Origin of the sequence: Nostoc sp. UIC 10607 (assembly GCF_047228265.1) — a bacterium.
In the GTDB taxonomy this organism is placed as follows: domain Bacteria; phylum Cyanobacteriota; class Cyanobacteriia; order Cyanobacteriales; family Nostocaceae; genus Nostoc; species Nostoc foliaceum_A.
Map to the genome: position 1 here is coordinate 282,028 of NZ_JBIQNW010000002.1, position 19,256 is coordinate 301,283.

Annotated in this window: 16 protein-coding genes; 7 read left to right on the top strand and 9 right to left on the bottom strand. The window is 43.2% G+C overall.

Features of this window, described 5'->3' with window-relative positions:
• Positions 1-718 precede the first annotated feature (718 nt).
• Positions 719-913, top strand: coding sequence for a hypothetical protein (locus ACEYW6_RS03395; RefSeq protein ID WP_190895038.1), 195 nt, complete (start codon positions 719-721; stop codon positions 911-913).
• Between the two features lie 19 nt (positions 914-932).
• Here the strand turns inward: ACEYW6_RS03395 and ACEYW6_RS03400 are convergent, their stop codons facing one another.
• The 3 genes from ACEYW6_RS03400 to ACEYW6_RS03410 all read right to left on the bottom strand — a co-directional run bounded on the left by ACEYW6_RS03400 (position 933) and on the right by ACEYW6_RS03410 (position 4,793).
• The gene (locus ACEYW6_RS03400; RefSeq protein WP_412978619.1) at positions 933-1,634 is read right to left on the bottom strand and encodes a LapA family protein; all 702 of its coding nucleotides are present in this window, start codon (positions 1,632-1,634) and stop codon (positions 933-935) included.
• 166 nt (positions 1,635-1,800) lie between these two features.
• Positions 1,801-2,421: a flavin prenyltransferase UbiX gene (locus ACEYW6_RS03405; RefSeq protein WP_412978620.1), complete on the bottom strand. Its 621-nt coding sequence runs from the start codon at positions 2,419-2,421 to the stop codon at positions 1,801-1,803.
• A 17-nt stretch (positions 2,422-2,438) separates the two neighbouring features.
• Positions 2,439-4,793, bottom strand: a complete 2,355-nt coding sequence (locus ACEYW6_RS03410; RefSeq protein WP_412978621.1) for a ribonuclease R family protein — start codon at positions 4,791-4,793, stop codon at positions 2,439-2,441.
• Positions 4,794-5,740: 947 nt separating this feature from the next.
• Here ACEYW6_RS03410 and ACEYW6_RS03415 point away from each other — a divergent pair.
• Positions 5,741-6,664 carry a hypothetical protein gene (locus tag ACEYW6_RS03415; RefSeq protein ID WP_412978622.1) on the top strand — a complete coding sequence of 308 codons (924 nt, stop codon included), beginning with the start codon at positions 5,741-5,743 and terminating at the stop codon, positions 6,662-6,664.
• Between the two features lie 168 nt (positions 6,665-6,832).
• Here the strand turns inward: ACEYW6_RS03415 and clpP are convergent, their stop codons facing one another.
• Entirely contained in the window at positions 6,833-7,444 is a 612-nt protein-coding gene (clpP, locus tag ACEYW6_RS03420; protein WP_190895034.1) for an ATP-dependent Clp endopeptidase proteolytic subunit ClpP, read from the bottom strand.
• A gap of 479 nt (positions 7,445-7,923) precedes the next feature.
• Here clpP and ACEYW6_RS03425 point away from each other — a divergent pair, with 479 nt between their 5' ends.
• The 4 genes from ACEYW6_RS03425 (at position 7,924) to ACEYW6_RS03440 (ending at position 12,103) form a co-directional block, all read left to right on the top strand.
• Positions 7,924-8,079, top strand: a complete 156-nt coding sequence (locus tag ACEYW6_RS03425; protein ID WP_196512431.1) for a hypothetical protein — start codon at positions 7,924-7,926, stop codon at positions 8,077-8,079.
• A gap of 300 nt (positions 8,080-8,379) precedes the next feature.
• A complete protein-coding gene (locus tag ACEYW6_RS03430) occupies positions 8,380-10,434 on the top strand; it encodes a thioredoxin domain-containing protein (RefSeq protein WP_412978623.1) in 2,055 nt (684 codons plus the stop codon).
• A 45-nt stretch (positions 10,435-10,479) separates the two neighbouring features.
• A complete protein-coding gene (locus ACEYW6_RS03435) occupies positions 10,480-11,076 on the top strand; it encodes a molybdenum cofactor guanylyltransferase (protein ID WP_412978624.1) in 597 nt (198 codons plus the stop codon).
• Between the two features lie 55 nt (positions 11,077-11,131).
• Positions 11,132-12,103 (top strand): alpha/beta hydrolase, encoded by a 972-nt coding sequence (locus tag ACEYW6_RS03440; protein WP_412978625.1) that lies wholly within the window; start codon positions 11,132-11,134, stop codon positions 12,101-12,103.
• Between the two features lie 50 nt (positions 12,104-12,153).
• Here the strand turns inward: ACEYW6_RS03440 and ACEYW6_RS03445 are convergent, their stop codons facing one another.
• Positions 12,154-13,653 (bottom strand): family 10 glycosylhydrolase, encoded by a 1,500-nt coding sequence (locus ACEYW6_RS03445; protein ID WP_412978626.1) that lies wholly within the window; start codon positions 13,651-13,653, stop codon positions 12,154-12,156.
• A gap of 525 nt (positions 13,654-14,178) precedes the next feature.
• Between ACEYW6_RS03445 and ACEYW6_RS03450 the strand changes: the two genes are divergently transcribed.
• A complete protein-coding gene (locus ACEYW6_RS03450; RefSeq protein WP_412978627.1) occupies positions 14,179-15,114 on the top strand; it encodes an ABC transporter substrate-binding protein in 936 nt (311 codons plus the stop codon).
• 128 nt (positions 15,115-15,242) lie between these two features.
• On the opposite strand, the gene ACEYW6_RS03455 is transcribed toward ACEYW6_RS03450, so the two are convergent.
• The 4 genes from ACEYW6_RS03455 to ACEYW6_RS03470 form a co-directional block, all read right to left on the bottom strand.
• Positions 15,243-16,211 (bottom strand): FTR1 family iron permease, encoded by a 969-nt coding sequence (locus tag ACEYW6_RS03455; RefSeq protein ID WP_412978628.1) that lies wholly within the window; start codon positions 16,209-16,211, stop codon positions 15,243-15,245.
• A gap of 156 nt (positions 16,212-16,367) precedes the next feature.
• Positions 16,368-16,802 (bottom strand): ferritin-like domain-containing protein, encoded by a 435-nt coding sequence (locus ACEYW6_RS03460; protein ID WP_190899961.1) that lies wholly within the window; start codon positions 16,800-16,802, stop codon positions 16,368-16,370.
• Positions 16,803-16,974: 172 nt separating this feature from the next.
• Positions 16,975-18,012: a helix-hairpin-helix domain-containing protein gene (locus ACEYW6_RS03465; RefSeq protein WP_412978629.1), complete on the bottom strand. Its 1,038-nt coding sequence runs from the start codon at positions 18,010-18,012 to the stop codon at positions 16,975-16,977.
• 163 nt (positions 18,013-18,175) lie between these two features.
• Entirely contained in the window at positions 18,176-19,201 is a 1,026-nt protein-coding gene (locus ACEYW6_RS03470; protein ID WP_412978630.1) for a multicopper oxidase domain-containing protein, read from the bottom strand.
• Positions 19,202-19,256 lie beyond the last annotated feature (55 nt).

A 19,256-nucleotide genomic window follows, 5' to 3' on the forward strand; every position in this document is an offset into this window, starting at 1 on the left:
TTCTATGTATTTATATAATTGATTACAAAGAAAAACTCTAACGGTACTGCTACTACGGCTTCGATAAACTCCATTAGCAATTTCCGCATAGTTAGAAGCGTAAAGTAAACCTTTGAGTAATTTATTTTCAATGGATAATGAGGCTTTTCCCTGTGCCAATATCAAATTTACGTATAACTTTTCTAACTTTCAATTATTTTTAAATTCTACAAATTCATCTTCTAATTGAGTTGAATTAACTGCCGTTATTACTGTTGTTAATGTATTTAAAGTAACTTAGGCAGTAGATTAACGATTTTTCTGTGAAATTACCATCAGTAATAAATGATGAATTTCTCAGGAATGTAGTAAATTTTCTGAAGTAACTTGGTAATTGCTGCATAGCGATCGCTATGCTTAACGAAAAAATTAATATAGCTTGTTTGAAACTTTATCCAAACAATTTCTGTCTATCTAAATAATCCGAATTTTCACTCTGGTGGTTAATTTTAAGTATACACAATACTGTGTTTCTACCAGCACCGTGTAGTTATTCTAAAAATCTAGTTATAACAAGCCCCAAACAATTAAATGTTTCTGATAGAGGTGTAAATGATGACTTTTTTACTGCGATCGCCCAAAAAAACTTTGCAATTTTGAAGTTTCGGCACAAAGACTACTGCATATTTCACCCCAATAAGCCTGAATGAATAAATATAGGATGAATGAGGCGTCAACTATGAATAGAATTCGTGACGTTGTACAAAAAGCTTTAGCAACTGGCTATTTGACAGTGGAAGCTGAAAATCAACTACGACAACTGTTGACTACCCGATATGACTTGGAAGATTTTAATGCTTTCATGACTTTGCAGGAAGCTGCCATGACTGGTAAGGTCAAGCAGGAGTCTAGAGAGCGGTGTGGCATCAAGTAGAGACGTAGCCTGCTACATCTCAACGACGGGGGCGTTTATCATCATCCTCAAAATCATCATCATCATCAAAAAAGTCCCAATCATCATCATCAGCTTGATTGGTAACCGGCGGCTGATAAGGGGGGATGATTACCCGATAATCAGCATCGTAAACAGATTCAGTTTTTCCCGCAGCCGTATTTTTTGGCTCACGGTAGCTGTAGGAATAAACTGAACCAGACTGAGAACTGCTTTTAACTTCTGATTGACGTTCATAAGTTTTAGAGTCTCTAGGCTGTTGAGCTTGAGGATTAGGATTAGGCGCTTCCTCTGACCTTTCATCAAAATTCCAATCATCATCTCCACTGCCATTTGTCTCCCAATCATCAAATACATCACTAGTAGGCTCTTCTTTTTTACTAGCTGGTGGTGGAGAAGTGGCAGGACGAGATGTAGGTTCTTCTCTACGGTTTGCCTTCGCACGAGGCGGAGTTGCGCTTCGACGGTCAGGAGTTTGGCGTTGTCCTCCCCCAAAATAATTGGATAAGTTAAACAAGGTAGCAATCAATATAGATGTGAAAGCACCAGTGGTAGTACTGAACAAAATCCATATCGCTAGTGGTAATGGTTGAGTTCGCACGCCCAAAAATACTAGCGATAGGGCAGGTGAGAAATTTTGGACTAACAACAGTGTTAGTCCTCCCAGTACCGCCACCAATAGAATTAAGCGAATTACAGCCATAGCAATTTTGTCAGTTGTCAGTTATCAGTGGTCAGTAGTTAGTAGTCAGTTATCAGTCTGATTATTCTTCACTGATTACTGTTCACTTACTACTGACACTATCAGCCATCTCTATCATTACCCTTTTAGGACTATTGTGAAATTTTCGATGAGTCCACTGAGGGCGTTAGCGACGACCTTGCCACCGCTGAATTGGGATGCAGTCAATATCTAGTTGATCTAAAGCACGGGCAACTACAAAATCAACTAAATCCTCGATGGTTTGGGGATTATGATACCAGGCGGGAATAGCAGGGACAATTCTCACTCCAACTTCTGCTAGAGAGGTTAAGTTACGGAGATGGATGAGGCTAAAAGGCGTTTCACGGGGGACAATGACCAGCTTTCGTCCTTCTTTGAGTTGGACATCCGCCGCTCGTTCTAGTAAATCGGAACTCAAGCCAACCGCTAGCTTTGCCACTGTGCTCATACTGCATGGAATGATCATCATCCCCAGAGTGGCAAAAGAACCACTGGCAATCCCGGCTCCAACATCACTCCAAGGATGACAGCGGAGTTTGCCCGAAAGTGCAACTCCAGCTTGCTCTCGCCAGAATTGCTCTTGCCCGGTTGGTTCTGCTGGCATCCGAATTTCCTGTTCTGATTGCCAAACCATGTAAGTAGATTTAGAGGCAACCAATTCAATACTATAATCCGCTTCTAGCAAAAATTTGATCGCGCGAACAGCGTAAATCAGACCAGATGCGCCCGATACGCCTAAAATTAGAGACTTGGTATTATTTGACACTTAGGGCTTAGTTAATTTTACTCGTCCTCAGAGTAGGGATCTAGATCGTCAGGCTCAATATCATTTGGCAAGTAGAGGTCTGAAAGATCGTCATTGGAAGCATTCCCAGTTAAACCTTTGGCTACGCCATCGCTGCCGACCGTTACCAAATCAATTTGCTGACGGTAGTAATCGACACTTTTAACTTGTACAGCGACGCGATCGCCTAGTCTATAAGAAGCGCGATTTTTGCGACCAAACAGTGCCTGTTGTCTGGCGCGATATTCATACCAATCGTCTTTAAGAGAACTGACGTGTACCAATCCTTCCACCCTCAGAGGCACACCAGGATTACTGCTGGATTCCACTTCAGCGGCTGGGACTTCAATTTCCACAAAGAAACCGTAGGATTGAACCCCAGTAATCACGCCTTGAAATACCTGACCGATGCGCTGCTTCATCAGTTGGGCTTTTTGCAGTCCGGCTAAATCGGCTTCAGCTTCTTGGACTTCTTTTTCTCGGTCGTTGATTTGGACAATTACCCTAGTCAAATCGCTTTGCAATTCTTGTTGTAATTCGGGGGGTAAAACGTTCCAGTTAATTTCCTCGTGGCTGGAGGAGTGGCGCAGGTTAACGCGCTCTCTCACACGGGTATTGCGGCGATCGCGTCCGTTTTCCAGTAGCGTGTAATACACTCTTTGCATCAGCAAATCTGGGTAACGCCGCAAGGGAGCGCTAAAGTGGACATATTGCGGTAGTGCCAGACCAAAGTGAGAACCTTTAGTGGTGCTGTACGCAGACGGCTTAAGTGTATCTTGTAATAAGTAGGTAAGAACTTGCTCAGAGGGAGATTCAGCAAAAGCTGTGGTCAAATGTTGATAATCTAAGGGTTGGATATCGACTTCTGGATCTAGTGTGAGGTCAACGCCTAAATTGACTGCCAATTTCAGCATTTCCTGGACATCTTCAACATCAGGTGTACCTTGGACTCGCCAGATGGCGGGAACACCAAGAGCATTTAAGTGAGTTGCTACTAGTTGATTAACTAACAGTACCAACTCCGTGAGTAGCGATCGCACTGGTAAATCATTGACCACCACAGCGCCGAGAATCCCCTCATCATAGTAAGCATTTTGGCTGGGCGGCAGATTCAACTGGAGGCTACCACGATTCAACCGTACCTGTTTCACGCCTGTTTGCAAGGCTTGGAGGTCTTGCAGTATTTGAGAAATCTGTGGAGATTGATCTTGAGCTTCACCTGTAAGAATTGCTTGAGCTTGTTCTGTGCTCAGTGCAGTTTCTACGTTGATCACACTGGGTTGAATTTCCCATTCCAACACTTGTCCTGATTGAGGATCAATTGTAATTAAAAAAGAGATAGTTAAGCGATCGCTCCCAGCTACCAAAGAACAGCGCTCTGCTACAGTCGGCGGTAACATTGGCAACAGCAATTCTCCTAAATACACTGATTTACCCCGTTTGAGTGCTTCTCTATCTAGGGGTTCGTCAGGTTGGACATAGTGAGAAACATCAGTGATATGAACGCCCAAAAGCCAGTTTCCGGCTAAGTTTTTTTCTAAACTAAAAGCGTTTTCTATAACTTTGGTGTCGCCATTTACCCCTTCAATGGTGAAGGTAAACAAATTACGCAAATCTAGCCGATTTTTCAGGTCTGCTTTGAGCAGCTTTTTGGGCAACTTGGTGGCTGCTTCTAGAACATGATCGGGAAAAGTCCGGGAAAGGTCGTGTTTGCACGTAACTAAATCTATATCAGCAGCGGCTTCGGCATCGCTGCCGAGGATTTGTACCACTCGACCAAGGGGAGGATATTGTGCCAACGGGTAACGCAAGACTTCCACATGAACAAGATGATCGATCGCTTCTTCCAACTTCGCTTCGTTGGGTTGGATCTTGAGTTCAAACAGCAATCGATCATCTAAGGGCACAGCCCGGAAACCAGTTTCCACCTGCTTAATTCGTGCCAGTAACGTGTGGTTGGAACGTTCTAGAATCAGCTTCACCTCTCCTTCAGGAGAGCGACGGCGACTGCCTTCTTTGAGAACTCTGACCAAAACGCGATCGCCATTCCAAGCATTACTCAGATGACTTTCGCGGATGTAAATATCCTCGGCTCCTTCCACATCTTGAATAGCAAAGCAAAAACCTTTACTAGAGCAACGGAGTTTTGCCTCGATTATTCCCTCTTCTGAGACACGGCGGTACTTGCCCCGTTCTTTTACTAAAATGCCGATTTTTTCAAGAACATCTAAGGCAATGTGAAGTTTTTGTAAGCTTTTTTCATCTTCACAGCCAAGTTTCTTTTCCAAAACTTTCCGAGCTACCAATTTATCATCGGTGAAATTGGCAAGGAGTGTAGCGATTGAAAATTCCATGCAGTGAACCGACCTTTGGTCAAAACATCATTTTTTGTTTAATCTGGTTCTTTCCTGTATACCCTCACGGCTTACAGAAACAAGCTGGAAACGAATTGTCCTGAGGCAAGGCTTTCCAAGTTCCAAGGAAAGGAAGCCGACCCACGGACAACTCTGGGCGTCTACGAACTTCTCACTGCACCATGCTCTCAGAGTTCGCCTGCGTTCAAGTCTCTTCACCTAACCAAACTTAGAAAGCACGCCTGATTTAAGATTTAGCCCCGCTAGGTAATTACGCGACGGGTTTTTGAGAAGCTGGGTTTTAGAGAATCCATGCTGCTCAAAAGCGCTATGCAGGGGAGCCACTGCGGTCTTGGGGTTTCCCCAAGTGGAGCAAGTGGTGTGGAAACTACAGGTGTTTGATTGTCTAGAGTGAAGGTAATTTTACGCCATTAGACTCTGATTTTAACTAGGAGGAACTGCCGATGAACCCAATTTTCCCACATGTAGAATCGGTAACAATTAGGTGAGCAGCTTAATAAGCAGTGAGGGCGAACCTTATCTTCATTATTGTAGATTTAGAGCGCACTTCCAGAAAATAGTTCTAGATATCGACTTGGGTAATCAGTATAGCATTGCAGGCAAGACTACCCAGGTAAGTTAGCACTAGCCAAACAATTTCCTCAAAAAAGAGCTACTGCTACAATTAGGACAAAAGGCAAAGCAAGAATATTACCTTGATGACCCAAAGCAGAGAGTTATACCTGCTCACCGCCTACCAAGAAACTGATGACAGATAGTAAGCAATTAAAAATGTTCGCGTAGCGTCTCGTAGAGAAGAAATGCAATATTGGCAAGCATCTTGGGTATCGAGTAGATGTAAATTAAAGTAAGGGCAGTTTACCTTGCTTGAGCATACAGGCAGTATCAACCCCGTTATTAAAAAGATTTAGATTGGTAGCAATATTATGTTGGCTCAATTCCAGAGCTTGTATCCCAAGGGCAGTCTGATTTCTGAATTAGTGCAAATTTTTCAAGGAAAATATATTGTCCGGGCAAGCGTGCAAATTGAAGGCGTAACCCGTGCTACGGGTATGGCAGCAGCAGAAACAGTAGAAGCAGCAGAAGACCAAGCCAGAACCAGGGCGCTGATAGTTTTGGGGATTACAAATGCGCCACCCGAATCAGTGACATTTACCTCAAATTCAATTTCCCCAGTGCAGTTAAACCCTTCCCTAAACCCTTCCTTAAATACCAAAAGTGGATTGAATGAGTCTGCTGCCTATTCCTCTGTAAAAGATGAGGATTTTGTTGGTAGTCAGTGGTCAGTGGTCAGCGACAAAGAAATATCTTTGCCGCCTTCCAGAGTACGGAACATTAAACCAGAAGTAGTAACAACCAACAACGAACAGTACGGTAACAGCATTGCTGTTCCCATACCAACGGAGACACGAAGCGCAAGTACAAGCAATACCTATAGCGAGGATTTAGGTCAAAATTTTCCTGTGACTGCCAACCGGGAGCTAGAATTTGCTCCTCCAGTTGAAAACTTGGAAGTAACGTCTAGTAACGAGATTGAAAATCAAACCTTTCCAGCAATTTCTGCCAATAATGTCACACCATTTACACCTCGGAGTTACAGCCCTCAAGAGGATGTCGCCACCCCGCCAGCGACAGGAAAGAGAAAGAAGAAAGCTGAACCCGTGGATTTATCGGATGTAATTGCTAAAACAGATGTCGAACTTCAGCGCTTAGGCTGGACACCAGAACAGGGACGGGAGCATCTAATTAAAACCTACGGCAAGCGGGGGCGCACTTTGCTAACCGAAGAAGAATTGCATGGATTCCTCAAATTCCTCCAATCTGAACCAGACCCAATAGCGGGATTTTGATTAGTCATTAGTCATTTGTTATTTGTAAGAACTAATGACTAAATCGGTATTAAGTACTTGAGCAGGCCACCAATTCCAAAAATAACCCCTCTTCACTTATGAAGAGGGGTTATTTTTAGGGGTTCAGGCAATTAAAACTGGTAAATCACCATTAGCCAATCGTGACTATTAATTAACAACAGCAACTGCTGGGCGGCTACCAGCGGCGTGACGGTCAATAACTTGGTCAATTAAACCGTATTCTCTGGCTTCCTCTGGCGACATGAAGAAGTCACGTTCAGTATCTTCAGCAATCCGCTCAATTGGCTGACCTGTATGTTCAGCTAAATAGTCGTTTAGCCGCCGTTTGTGGTAGAGAATTTCCCGCGCCTGAATTTCAATATCAGTCGCCTGTCCTTGAGCACCACCTAAAGGTTGATGAATCATAATCCGAGAATGAGGTAGACTCATTCGCTTACCCTTTGCACCAGCACTAAGGAGGAAAGCGCCCATACTCGCCGCCAATCCGGTACAAATTGTACAGACATCAGGGCGAATGTGTTTCATAGTGTCAAAAATGCCCATACCAGCCGTCACCGAACCACCGGGAGAATTGATGTACATATAAATGTCTTTCTCCGAGTCTTCGGCATCCAAATACAGCAGTTGGGCAACAATCAAGTTCGCAATGTTGTTGTCAACTTGTTGTCCCAAAAAGATGATGCGCTCACGCAACAGCCGTGAGTAGATGTCAAAGGCGCGTTCACCTCGACCCGATTGTTCAATAACGATAGGAATCATGGAAGCGTGTTTGTGGCTACTTTAAATACATTTTATCGGTGACAGCACGAAACTGGGGTTTATCTCTACTGTTCCCAAGCAGATAAATCAAACCTTTCTCGTTTTTCCTTCTCTAATAAGGGAGCAAAAGGTGCTTTTGCAAGAAATTCAACCCGTAAGGGCACTTTTTAGTGGCAAAACGTGTCTAAGACAATATCCCCATGTGGGGAATAACAAACCAAAAAACTCCAATTATCGCCAATCTCATGCCTCGGCTTTTGCTGTGTACCCTTCTTGGCGATGTGGTGATTAGACCAATAACCGGAATTAGACTTGCTTAGGGAATTTTGTTAACTTCTAGTAACATTTTAAACATTTTTTTAGGATTTCCCTCAGCAATTATCAAGTTATTTTTGTTAGATTCAGTAAATCGATAGTACGAGGTGTATTTAGAATAACCAGTCCTACTTCAATGCTATCCACCCAGAGAGAGACGTGCCATGCGGGAAAAACTTGTACAAGCCGCCATCATCACCTTCTTGCTGCATCTGATAGCAGGACTTAGCCCAAATACTATGATTCAGACAAAGGCAGCATCACCTGTGCCAGAAACACCACCAAATATCGTTAGCTTGCTATTGCGCTCATTTCAGTAAAATATTTTACAAATTGCACAGGTGTGGGCGATATCAAAGACATGCAGTAAGCTGTTACGCATTTAATTTGTACATTTACCTAATGACTGATGACTGATGGTTGTTAACTGTTGACTGTTGACGGTTAACAGTTAACAACCATCAAGAGTGTTTATATACTTTAGACGCGCATCAGCTTACTACCTCTTACCCAAGGGATAATTCGCTCGTAGGATTTCTTGCTTATGTACATAGCCGTCTAGGCTAACACTCCTGGGAACAGGTAGACTGAGCAAAGAAGGCAACTACTTGCATTTGATCATGACTAATCGCCTTGCTGAAGCTAAGAGCCTCTATCTCCGCAAACACGCCGAAAACCCGATTGATTGGTGGTCTTGGTGTGACGAAGCACTTGCAACTGCAAGGGCGCAGAATAAACCGATTTTTCTCTCCATTGGCTACTCTAGTTGCCATTGGTGTACTGTCATGGAAGGCGAGGCTTTTTCTGATATTGCGATCGCTGACTACATGAATGCTAATTATCTTCCTATCAAAGTAGACAGGGAAGAAAGACCTGACCTCGATAGCATCTATATGCAAGCTTTGCAGATGATGAGTGGTCAAGGGGGTTGGCCTTTAAACGTATTTCTTTCCCCAGAAGATTTAGTGCCGTTTTACGCTGGTACTTATTTCCCTGTAGACCCGCGCTATGGTCGTCCTGGATTTTTGCAGGTGTTGCAAGCTCTTCGCCGTTACTACGACACAGAAAAAGCAGAATTACAGCAACGCAAAGCCTTAATTATTGAGTCGCTGCTCACGTCTGCGGTGTTGCAAGACGGTACAACAAATGAGCTTGAAGACCGTGAATTACTCCGCCAAGGTTGGGAAACCAGCACAGGTATAATTACTTCTAGTCAATCTGGCAATAGCTTTCCGATGATTCCCTATGCAGAATTAGCATTGCGGGGAACTCGATTTAATTTTGAATCTCGATATGATGGCAAGCAAGTTTGTACCCAACGGGGACTAGACTTAGCGCTGGGTGGCATTTATGACCATGTGGGCGGTGGCTTTCATCGCTATACTGTTGACCCTACCTGGACAGTACCCCACTTTGAAAAGATGCTCTACGATAATGGACAGATTGTGGAGTATATAGCAAATTTATGGAGTGCAGGAGTACAAGAACCAGCGTTTGAAAGAGCAGTTACTGGTACTGTACAATGGCTGAAGCGGGAAATGACCGCGCCTGAAGGTTACTTCTATGCTGCTCAAGATGCCGACAGCTTCATTGAATCCACGGCAGTAGAACCAGAAGAAGGAGCCTTTTATGTCTGGAGTTACAGCGAACTACAACAACTGTTAACACCTGAAGAATTAACGGAATTAGAACAGTTTACTGTGACACCTAACGGTAATTTTGAAGGACGTAATGTCTTGCAAAGACGCCATGCAGGTCAACTGAGTGCAACCCTGGAAACGGCACTAAGTAAGCTGTTTAACGCTCGCTATGGCGTTAGTTGTGAGTCTCTAGAAACTTTTCCCCCGGCTCGTAACAACCAAGAAGCAAAAACTGCTAACTGGCCAGGTCGGATTCCTTCAGTGACAGATACGAAGATGATTGTCGCTTGGAACAGCTTGATGATTTCCGGGCTGGCGAGGGCTGCTGGGGTTTTTCGACAACCGTTATATCTCGAATTAGCAGCACGAGCAGCAAATTTTATTTTGGAAAATCAGTTTGTCGATGGGCGTTTCCACCGACTCAACTATCAAGGAGAACCCACCGTTTTAGCTCAGTCTGAAGATTACGCCTTTTTTATTAAAGCTCTCTTGGATTTACAAGCTTCCAACCCGGAGCATAAGCAATGGTTAGAAAAAGCGATCGCTATCCAAGATGAATTCAACGAATTTCTCTGGAATGTAGAATTAGGCGGTTACAATAACACATCTAGTGATTCTAGTCAAGATTTAATTGTGCGGGAGCGTAGTTATGCTGATAATGCCACACCATCAGCTAATGGAATTGCGATCGCTAACCTTGTCCGTCTCGCCCTACTCACCGATAATCTAGATTATTTGGATTTAGCAGAACTTGGTTTGAAAGCTTTTAGGAGTGTAATGCATCGCGCTCCCCAAGCTTGCCCCAGCTTGTTTACAGCTTTGGATTGGTATCTCAATTCTACCTTGATTCGCAGCACCACTGAGCAAATAAACTCTTTGATCCCCAAGTTTCTGCCGGTGGCTGTGTTTGCCATCACATCTGATTTACCGGAGGGAAGCGTTGGATTAGTTTGCCAAGGTTTGAAGTGCCTTGCACCAGCGGCAAATGTAGAGCATTTATTGCAGCAAGTCCAGAAAAGTCAAAATAGAGGATAATTTTGGCAACATTAGACGCATAACCATGAATTAGGTGAAGTGAGAATGACGATCCGAAGCGAATTAACTGCCATTGTGTTAGCTGGGGGTAAGAGTTCTCGCATGGGTCAGGATAAAGCTCTGATTCCCATTCAAGGAGTGCCGTTGTTACAGCGAGTTTGTAGCATTGCTCAAAGCTGTGCTGATGTTGTTTATATAGTCACTCCCTGGCCAGAACGCTATCAACATTTGGTTTTGCCTGGTTGCCAGTTTATTCGGGAAGTGCCTTTATCTGGAGAATCTCTAGCCCACGGGCCTCTAGTTGGTTTTGCCCAAGGACTAGCTGAAGTGCAAACAGATTGGGTACTGCTGCTAGCTTGTGATTTGCCGAGGTTGCGGGTTGAGGTGTTGGAAGATTGGGTAACTAGACTTGATAGCGTGGGGGATAATGCGATCGCAGCTTTAGCTCATCATCCGAAAGGCTGGGAACCTCTATGTGGTTTCTATCGCCGTAGCTTTTTACCACAACTTCTAGAGTTTATCAACCAAGGGGGGCGATCGTTTCAACAGTGGCTTCGGCAATATCCTGTAGAAGTTTTGCCCTTAGTAGAACCCGAAATGCTGTTTAACTGTAATACACCAGAGGACTTGGCTTCAAGTTAATTCAAAGTATAAAATGCTAGTCTTTAACGATTAGTTCACTTTTATATCATCTACCATGCCTATCTACGGCCCCGATGCGATTAATTTTGACGGTGTAGATGGTCATCGTTATTGGTTTCAAGAACCTTTTTCTTATACTGGCGTAGCTGATATTGATGAACGATTAAGTGGCTTTCCGGTTGCTGTCTTTCTGCCACATAACCGACCTGCACAAGATACGCCTTTAGTGATTGGTTTGCAAGGAATGAGCGCCCCCTATAGCTGGAACGCCTTCATAGTATCGACCTTGACACAAATGGGCATAGCTGTAGCTTTGTTCGATACACCCTTGGCTGGTGAGCGTAGCTTGGTGCGTACCTTCACGGCTATGGCAGACCATGAAATTAAGCCTTTAATTGACAGGGGTATCTCATTTGACACTAAGTTACTCCTGTGCTTATTTCGCAGGACTGCGGCTGATATTGCCAGAGTCCGTGACTTTTGTGGCGATCGCTATGGACTCAGTAATCGTCGGCTGGCATTATTCGGCGTTAGTATGGGAGTTTTGCAAGCCGCCTATGCCTTTACTGCTGATGGAGTTGGGGAGCGTTTACTGGGTGCGATCGGTCATGCCGATCTCCAGTCTTTTGCCAAAAGTTGGGGCTACTTGGTCTTACCAGATTTAGCAGCTTCCCCATTAGGTGGAGTAGCAGAAGCATTGCTGGAACGAGTGCAACCCAATCTCAAACCCGTAGTTAAGCTTTTACAATTAGCCAAAAATCTGAAATATCCAGATGAGTATGCTTGGGCGTGCAACCCAATGACCTACATTGAGCGGGTACAGCCTCCGCGTCGGGTTCGTTTTTTAGTGGGCGCTAGCGATCGCATTGTGAATATTCGAGATGCCCGTGCTTGCGCTGGGCGCTTTCTGGATGGTGACTGTTATGTAGTTCCTGGTATGGGACATGGCACCCACAAATGGGGGCCATTATTTGTAGACCACGTGCGTTATTTCCTCACGACGCAATTGGGTGATTGGCGAAATTGACGCTCATACCATTTCTTTTTAAATTATTTATCGGGATTCCTCCTACCTCCTTAACGAGTGCGACAAAATTTGCGATCATTATCATTCTGAGGATATTGCCAAGAATAGGCAAAATGGCTAACTCCCTTCAGTTGGGGGGCGTATTGGCGAAGTGCCTGCATTTGTGCTTCTAGGGATGGACGATTACTAATCGATTCTCCCCATTTGCCGGCTAAAGCTGGAATCACTTGAGTACCAGGTTTTGTCATGCTCAAAACCCGCTGCACTTGCGCCACAATACAACTGACATTATTACAATTCCCATAAGCCATAGGATGCCACTGCAATGTAGTGGGGAAGCGATCCCAAGGTTGCAAACGGGAATCATACCCTTGTCCTACAGTTTGGTTTCCATCTGGGAAAAACACGACTCCCGTAGAAATACCTTGCTGTTTTGCTGGGTAACTGGCTACGGTGACAAAATCTAGAATTCCTTGCATGGCGTGGGCAACGGCGAGCTGCCACAATTCCCATTGCAAAAGTGGTTGTCTGTCGGTTGCAGACAGGATTGATTTTTGCGCTGGTGAGGGAGTGCGTCCTTGCCAAAGGGGTTCGCCTTCTTGCGGATAAAGTTTATCAACTTCCCCTATATCTCCAGGGGTGACGTATCCCTTACTCAAAAAGCGGCGAATCAAGTCCAGCCCTTTGTAATTCTGTGCCCGTTTAAACAAAGCTTCTTGGATTGCGGGACTAAATAGCCATAAATCTGAAACTTTAGTGGCGATGGAATCACTTCCTGCTTGGCGCGGATAACGCACGTAGTCTAATAAAATGCCATCTGGGCGACGGCGCAAAACTTCTTGTACTAATTGGTAATAGTCGCGTTTTGCTTGCAGGTTGTAGGGGTCGATAAATAGTTGAGAGCCATTATCTACCACATATAAGCTCGTTTGACCTTTGCCATTACGAGCGATCGCACTTTCTCTATCTCGGCGCTGGGCGTAAGTATAGCCGAAATTGGTAGTAAACATCCAGGCGTAAACTTTTAAACCGCGTTGCCGACCTTTTTGAATTGCTGTGGCGAGTAAATCGACGTTTTCTGCCCCTGGAGTCCGAATCACAGAAGGCCAAACCGTCGGGTTAGCTGTTGCTGGCAATAATACCTGCCCGTCGTAAAATACTTCTAAATAAACTTGGTTATAGCCACGGTTGACAATCCGATCCATAACCTGATCAATTGTTCCTGGCTGAATGTCACAGGGATACAAGCGCAACCAGAGAGCTTGGATTTGCGGCCAAGTCCGAGTACGGCACTCCTGTAATTCCTGTGCCTGTTTTTTGACTAAGTTTTGGTAGCGGGTTTGGGCATCTTGCTTGCCTTTGAGGGCTGATAAACGTAAGTTTTCTTTTTCTTGCGCCGCCGCTGATGATAACTGACAATACTGGGTTACTTGCGCTCTTGCTGGCTCACTCCCAAAGTTGGGGAGTAATGAACTACTAGTGAAAACAACAGCGAATAGGCGACGCCAAAATAATGTTGATCTTGCAACGTTCAAGGGTTGGTTAGACATACCTACCAGTAGATGGACACAATAATCATCGACCCCAACTGAGATAATTGTGGGCAACGTGTATCAAATTATATAGTTAAGTTGTAAGGGTTTTAAAACCTATTTTTTCAAGACTGCCAAAGGACTATTTGTGTTGCCGGATTTTTTTATAAAGATATAAATGCATACAGGGCAGTATAAAACACCAGAATACAAAGTAAGTTTAGTCTACTATTGGGTAGATTTTGCCTCTATCTTAGTTAGTGACAATCTGCCAAAACCAGTAGGATTTTTGAACCAAGAATACCCTGAGTTTTAGCTTTTGTCATTACCCAAATCTTTTTAATCTCTGACTTCGTTGATATCCCACTTAAAAGCTTATAGCTATATAGCTAAATTTCGTTAAAACTATCAATAAACAAAGCAGGAGGTGAGGCAACACATCTACGCAACGATAGCGGAGTCAATAACAGCTACATTTGCTATTTTTGAATGTGGTGCTGAGTATATTTTTTATGCCATTCTTACCCCAGAAGGAATTTTAATATGTATCGTCGTTGGCTTTTATCTGCTTTAGCACTTTTGATGAGTATAGTTTTAGCTGCTTGCACGACTGCAACCACTCAGCAGCCAGAAATAAAAGTTACGAAGCCTACTGAGACGATAAACACAAATTCTCAGCAATTACCAAAAGGATCAGCAAAAAGAGTTGTTGCTCTTTCTTCTCTTTCTGCTGACATTATCTCTCGACTCGATCAAACAAAAATTGTCGGAATCACTGGTAGTAAATTATTTAATAATGATTCAAGATTCAAAGATATTCCCCGTGTTAGTGAAGGGCAAAGCCCGCCAAATCTAGAAAAAGTGGTAGCACTCAAACCAGATTTAGTTATTGGTGCAGAAGGTTTTTCTAATATCCCAATTCAAAAACTTCAGCAACTAGGAATTCCAACCTTGATGACTAAGGTGAACAACTGGAAATCTTTAGAAGAACTTACTAAAACCCTTGCTAAATCAATTGATGCTGATCCTCAGCCTTTGTTAAATCGTTACAAAACTTTCTTGCCAGAAAAAGCAACTCAGGGTTTTTCTACTCTTGCGCTGGTTAGTCGTCAACCAATTTTAGCGCCTAATAAAAATAGTTGGGCAGGAGATTTGCTGGCGAAATTTCAGGCGAAAAATATAGCAGCAGATTTACAAGGAAACAGTCCAATTGGTGGCTATGTGACGCTTTCGGCTGAGAAAGTTTTAGAAGCAAATCCAGAGGTGATAATTTTGGTGAATCCCCCGCAAGGAAATTCGGAAGTAGCGCTGTTAGATTCGCTGAAAAAGGAAGCTTTTTGGCAGCAATTGCAAGCAACTAAAAATAACCGAGTTTATGTGTTTGATTATTTTGGCCTAGTGAACCCAGGTAGTATAGATGCAATTGAAAAGGCTTGTCAGCAGCTTAAGCAAGTATTGTTTGTACCACAGGGTACTTAGCCCAATAAATATAATTTAAAATCTTGTTTTCAAGTTCTGCCTTGATAAATAAGGGAGGCGGAACCTCCCGATAGGCATTCCCAGTCAGAGACTGGGAACGAGGAAAAAATATAAAATTGACTGTGCTTTTAATCCTTTGCAGAACTAATCGGTTTTTGAGCAAAGGGGATATTTTTTTTACTCTCAGGAGAAGCACCTCCAAGACTGCGGAAATATAGTCCTCCAATGGTGAGTAAAAATGACACATATCCCACTGCTTGCACAAGATAGAGATTGTCTCTGTAACCAAATAAAGATTTAAGGATAATGCCAGGAAACTTTTCGTCAGGCAAAATTGTGGAAGTATTTGAAACCATTGGCCCCAAAATACATGAGTGGACTTTAGTAAAACGTTCGTAATAGAAACAAAGGCTTTCTGTCGCACGACTGCTAAGGGCAAAGTTAGCCACAGCTTCGTCAAAATGTTTCAAGGCTGAAACTACTAACCCAGCGACAATCAACACTAAGAAAACGCCCATTACCTGGAAAAACTGGCGGATGTTAATTTTGACACCCCATTTAAATAACAACACCCCAATGGCAGATGCCGTTACCAAACCACCGATAGCACCCAATGCTGGCATTAATCCCTGTTGAAAATTAGCAGCAACGAACAGAACAGTTTCAAAGCCTTCGCGGACAACGGCAATTAAAATTAAAGTAAAAACACCCCAGCCAGCATTTGAGTTTTGTGTCAGCGCTTCTGTTACTGCTCCTTCAACTGTAGCTTTCATGAATCTGGCTTGTTTAGTCATCCAGATTAGCATCCAACTGAGCATTGCGATCGCTAACACGCCAAACACACCTTCTAGCGCTGGCTCAACTACGGTGGTGTATTGAGGATTCGCTGCTCCCAGTACTTGGATTAGCCAACTGAATAGCACACCTATTAAAGCACTGACGACAATGCCAACGCCAACACCAGCATATACCCAAGAGTTGAGTCGGGATTGTTTAGCTTTTTTCAGCAAAGCTAGCACGATGCCAACAACAAGGGCAGCTTCCACTCCTTCTCGGAGTGTTATTACAAAAGTAGGTAGAGCAGTACTAAAATTCATCTTTTGTCCTTTGTCTTTTGTCCCCAAAGTTATTGTTGTCAGAAGCCAAATATTGAAAAATCCAGAGCAGAGGTTTCCTCTGCTCCGGTTTTTCGCTCCGTTCAGATTTCTATCTTTGTAATTAGTCTCTAGGCAATAACTAATGACTAATGACTATTAGCTAAAATCGCGTAGCATCTTTTTCAGTTCGAGATTATGCATCTCTTCTTGCCCAATCATGCCGCGAGCGAATTCTTCAAGATAAATGCTGGCATTGGTGACAGTTTCAAGCAGATTTTTATACAAATCCAATGCCTTTTTTTCATGAGATAAGCTTTCTTCCAAGATATCCTTGACTTTATGCTGGTAGGTTTCTTCCATTGGGGCAATTTTCAGAGAGGGATGCCCATCTAAACCAGTGAGAATTTCTCCCACTTGTTCGGCATGAAGTAAAGACTCACTTGCCTGTGCTTTGAAAAAAGCCACGATTGGAATACGGTTAGGGCCAGTGACCATCAAAGAATAATGTGTATAGCGCACTACCCCTGCTAGTTCAAATTCCATGATGGCGTTCAGCAGGTCAATGGTCTTTTTATGGTCAAGTTCTTGCATCAGTTGTTAGTTCAAGTAATAAATGGAGTGTAATTAGTTAGGAGTTAGAAGTGAGGAGTTGGAAGTTAGGAGTTAACAGTTCGGAATTCATAACTCATAATTCATAACTCCTAACTCTTAACTCCTAACTATTTTAAACTCATTATCATATACTTCCCATTAAATCAAAATGTTATCGCTGTGCTTGGGTATTGGATTTATTAACCACTTTTTGAGAGTTTTCCTCAATGGTTTTCACCAGCTTGGTAACATCATTAGGAGTTTTGACTGCTTTTGCTGGTGGGATGGCGGCGGGCCAAACTTTTATTAGTTCAGCGAAACTAGTATCGATCGCTTTGTGTGCTTCGGGATCTGCTTGAGCTACTTGACTAGAAATTCCTTTGTATAAATCATTGGCGTAAACGACAAAACCACGAGAGTCTTGATACTCAATTGGCGCGGTTATTTTACCATCTGCGATCGCAGCGCCATATTCGGAGTTAGCTGAATCTAGTAGTTCGTTAATTACCTGTAGCACAAATCCTGGTTTTGAACGTTGTTCTGCTGGCAAAGCTGCGATCGCTCCGTCAACTGCTTGCACTGAAGAAGTAAAATTAGTTTTAACTTTGCTATCCTTGGGACTAGATTTCACTAAATCTTGCAAACTTACCAATGTTGTCTTAAATTCTTTAACTTTGCGCTCATTTAATTGTTCTTCTACGTCAACGTAAATCTCCTCAACTGGATGTCCAATATGAGGTTCTGCCTGTTTCGGCTGATTCTGATCTAGCAGTTCTTGTGCTACCAAAAGATGCCCTTTCATTAAGCCTAATTTAGACATATAGTCAACATCTTTTGCCTCACCTGTAAGTACTACTTCTTGAACACCAACCTGGTCTTTAATTTGGTCGAACTGTTCTTGAGTAATTACTTTTTTAGTAACTAAATCTTCTGGGCTGCCATAGGGACGACTTGCCTGGATTTTGTTCGATAAAGCCGGAACGCCTAGTTTGGCTTCAAACTTATCCAATTCTGACAAAATAGCAGTGTTAATGTTAATTTTTTCTTTGCCGCCGTGACCACTATGACTGTTATTACTTGCTGCCTCTGTAGCTTGGGGGGTAGCAACTGTTGCTGATGGATTTTCGGCGGTTGGTGTACTACTACAGGAACTCAAGGTAACTATTACGGCTGCTGCTGCTGTTAAACAGATATAACGAAGTTTTATCATCTTTGCTCCTCGCACAATTAAAAATGTATTAATTGGAACATGTCAAACTATTACTAGAAGCTAGTTTGTTTGACACATTGTCATAGACCTTACTGTTGCATATAATGATATTTTTTATCAACTATTTAGCTGAACTTTAATGAATTAATTACAAATTATCTAGTTAAGAATATTTAACAGGGTTTTGAGAGTTACTCTCAGTAAGTACTTCAAATTGACCCATGCAACCGTTTTCTGCGATCGCATCCTGATGCGGATGAAACATATACTTACCTGGATAGCGAAAAGCAAATTCCAAAATGTGCCTTTCTGCTACACCCATCGTAATCACATCAGTTTTCTCGCTAGCAGTCATACTCATGCCATAGCGATAGACATCAAAGAAGTTGGCGTGGAGATGAAACGTCACTGCCGGATCGTATTCAATGATGTTGAGGACATACAGCCGAATCAACTGATCTTTGTAAATGCGAATGGGATGATGCATGTAATAGTGGGGCAGACCATTAAAGGCGTAATAGTCATTATGGCTATCATCATTCACGTCATACCCACCCATCACTAGTACGATTTCATCGGCCGGGGGACGGGGAGTAGGTGGATCGATGATAAACATTCCATACAGTCCCTTAGCGATGTGACGGGTGACTGGTTCAATATGGCAGTGGTATAAGTGAACGCCATAGGGTTCAGCATCAAATTCATAAATCGTGGCTTTGCCATTGCTGATTGGGCGAACACCATCCATTTCTGCTGGATGAACGCCATGAAAATGCAAAGAGTGAGAATGTCCAGCATTGTTGAGAAATAGTACCCGGATGCGATCGCCCTGTTTTGCCCGTAGCGTTGGCCCTGGTATGCGACCGTTTAAATCCCAGATGTTGTAAGAGACAGCACTATTGAGTTTTATTATGGAAGTACCAGCAGTTAACTGAAATTCCCGGATAGTCCGCCCATTTTCTTGCTTTACCGTCCCATAATCAAAATCCCTTAACATCTTCATTGGGTTCGTAACGCCGTCAGATGCTTCCATATCAAATGGTGGCACTTTGACTATTGAATGACTTTGTAGATTTAGCATCTGCCAAAGTGCAGCTGCACCAGTTACTCCAGCCCCTGCTAGTCCCAGCTTCAGTAATTCACGGCGGCTCCACGGTTTTCCATTACCCAGAGCGAAGTTGTTGGGCATGACATTTAGTTACGGTTAGCGCCAAAAAAGAATTGCAAAAGATTTTCAATTGCTT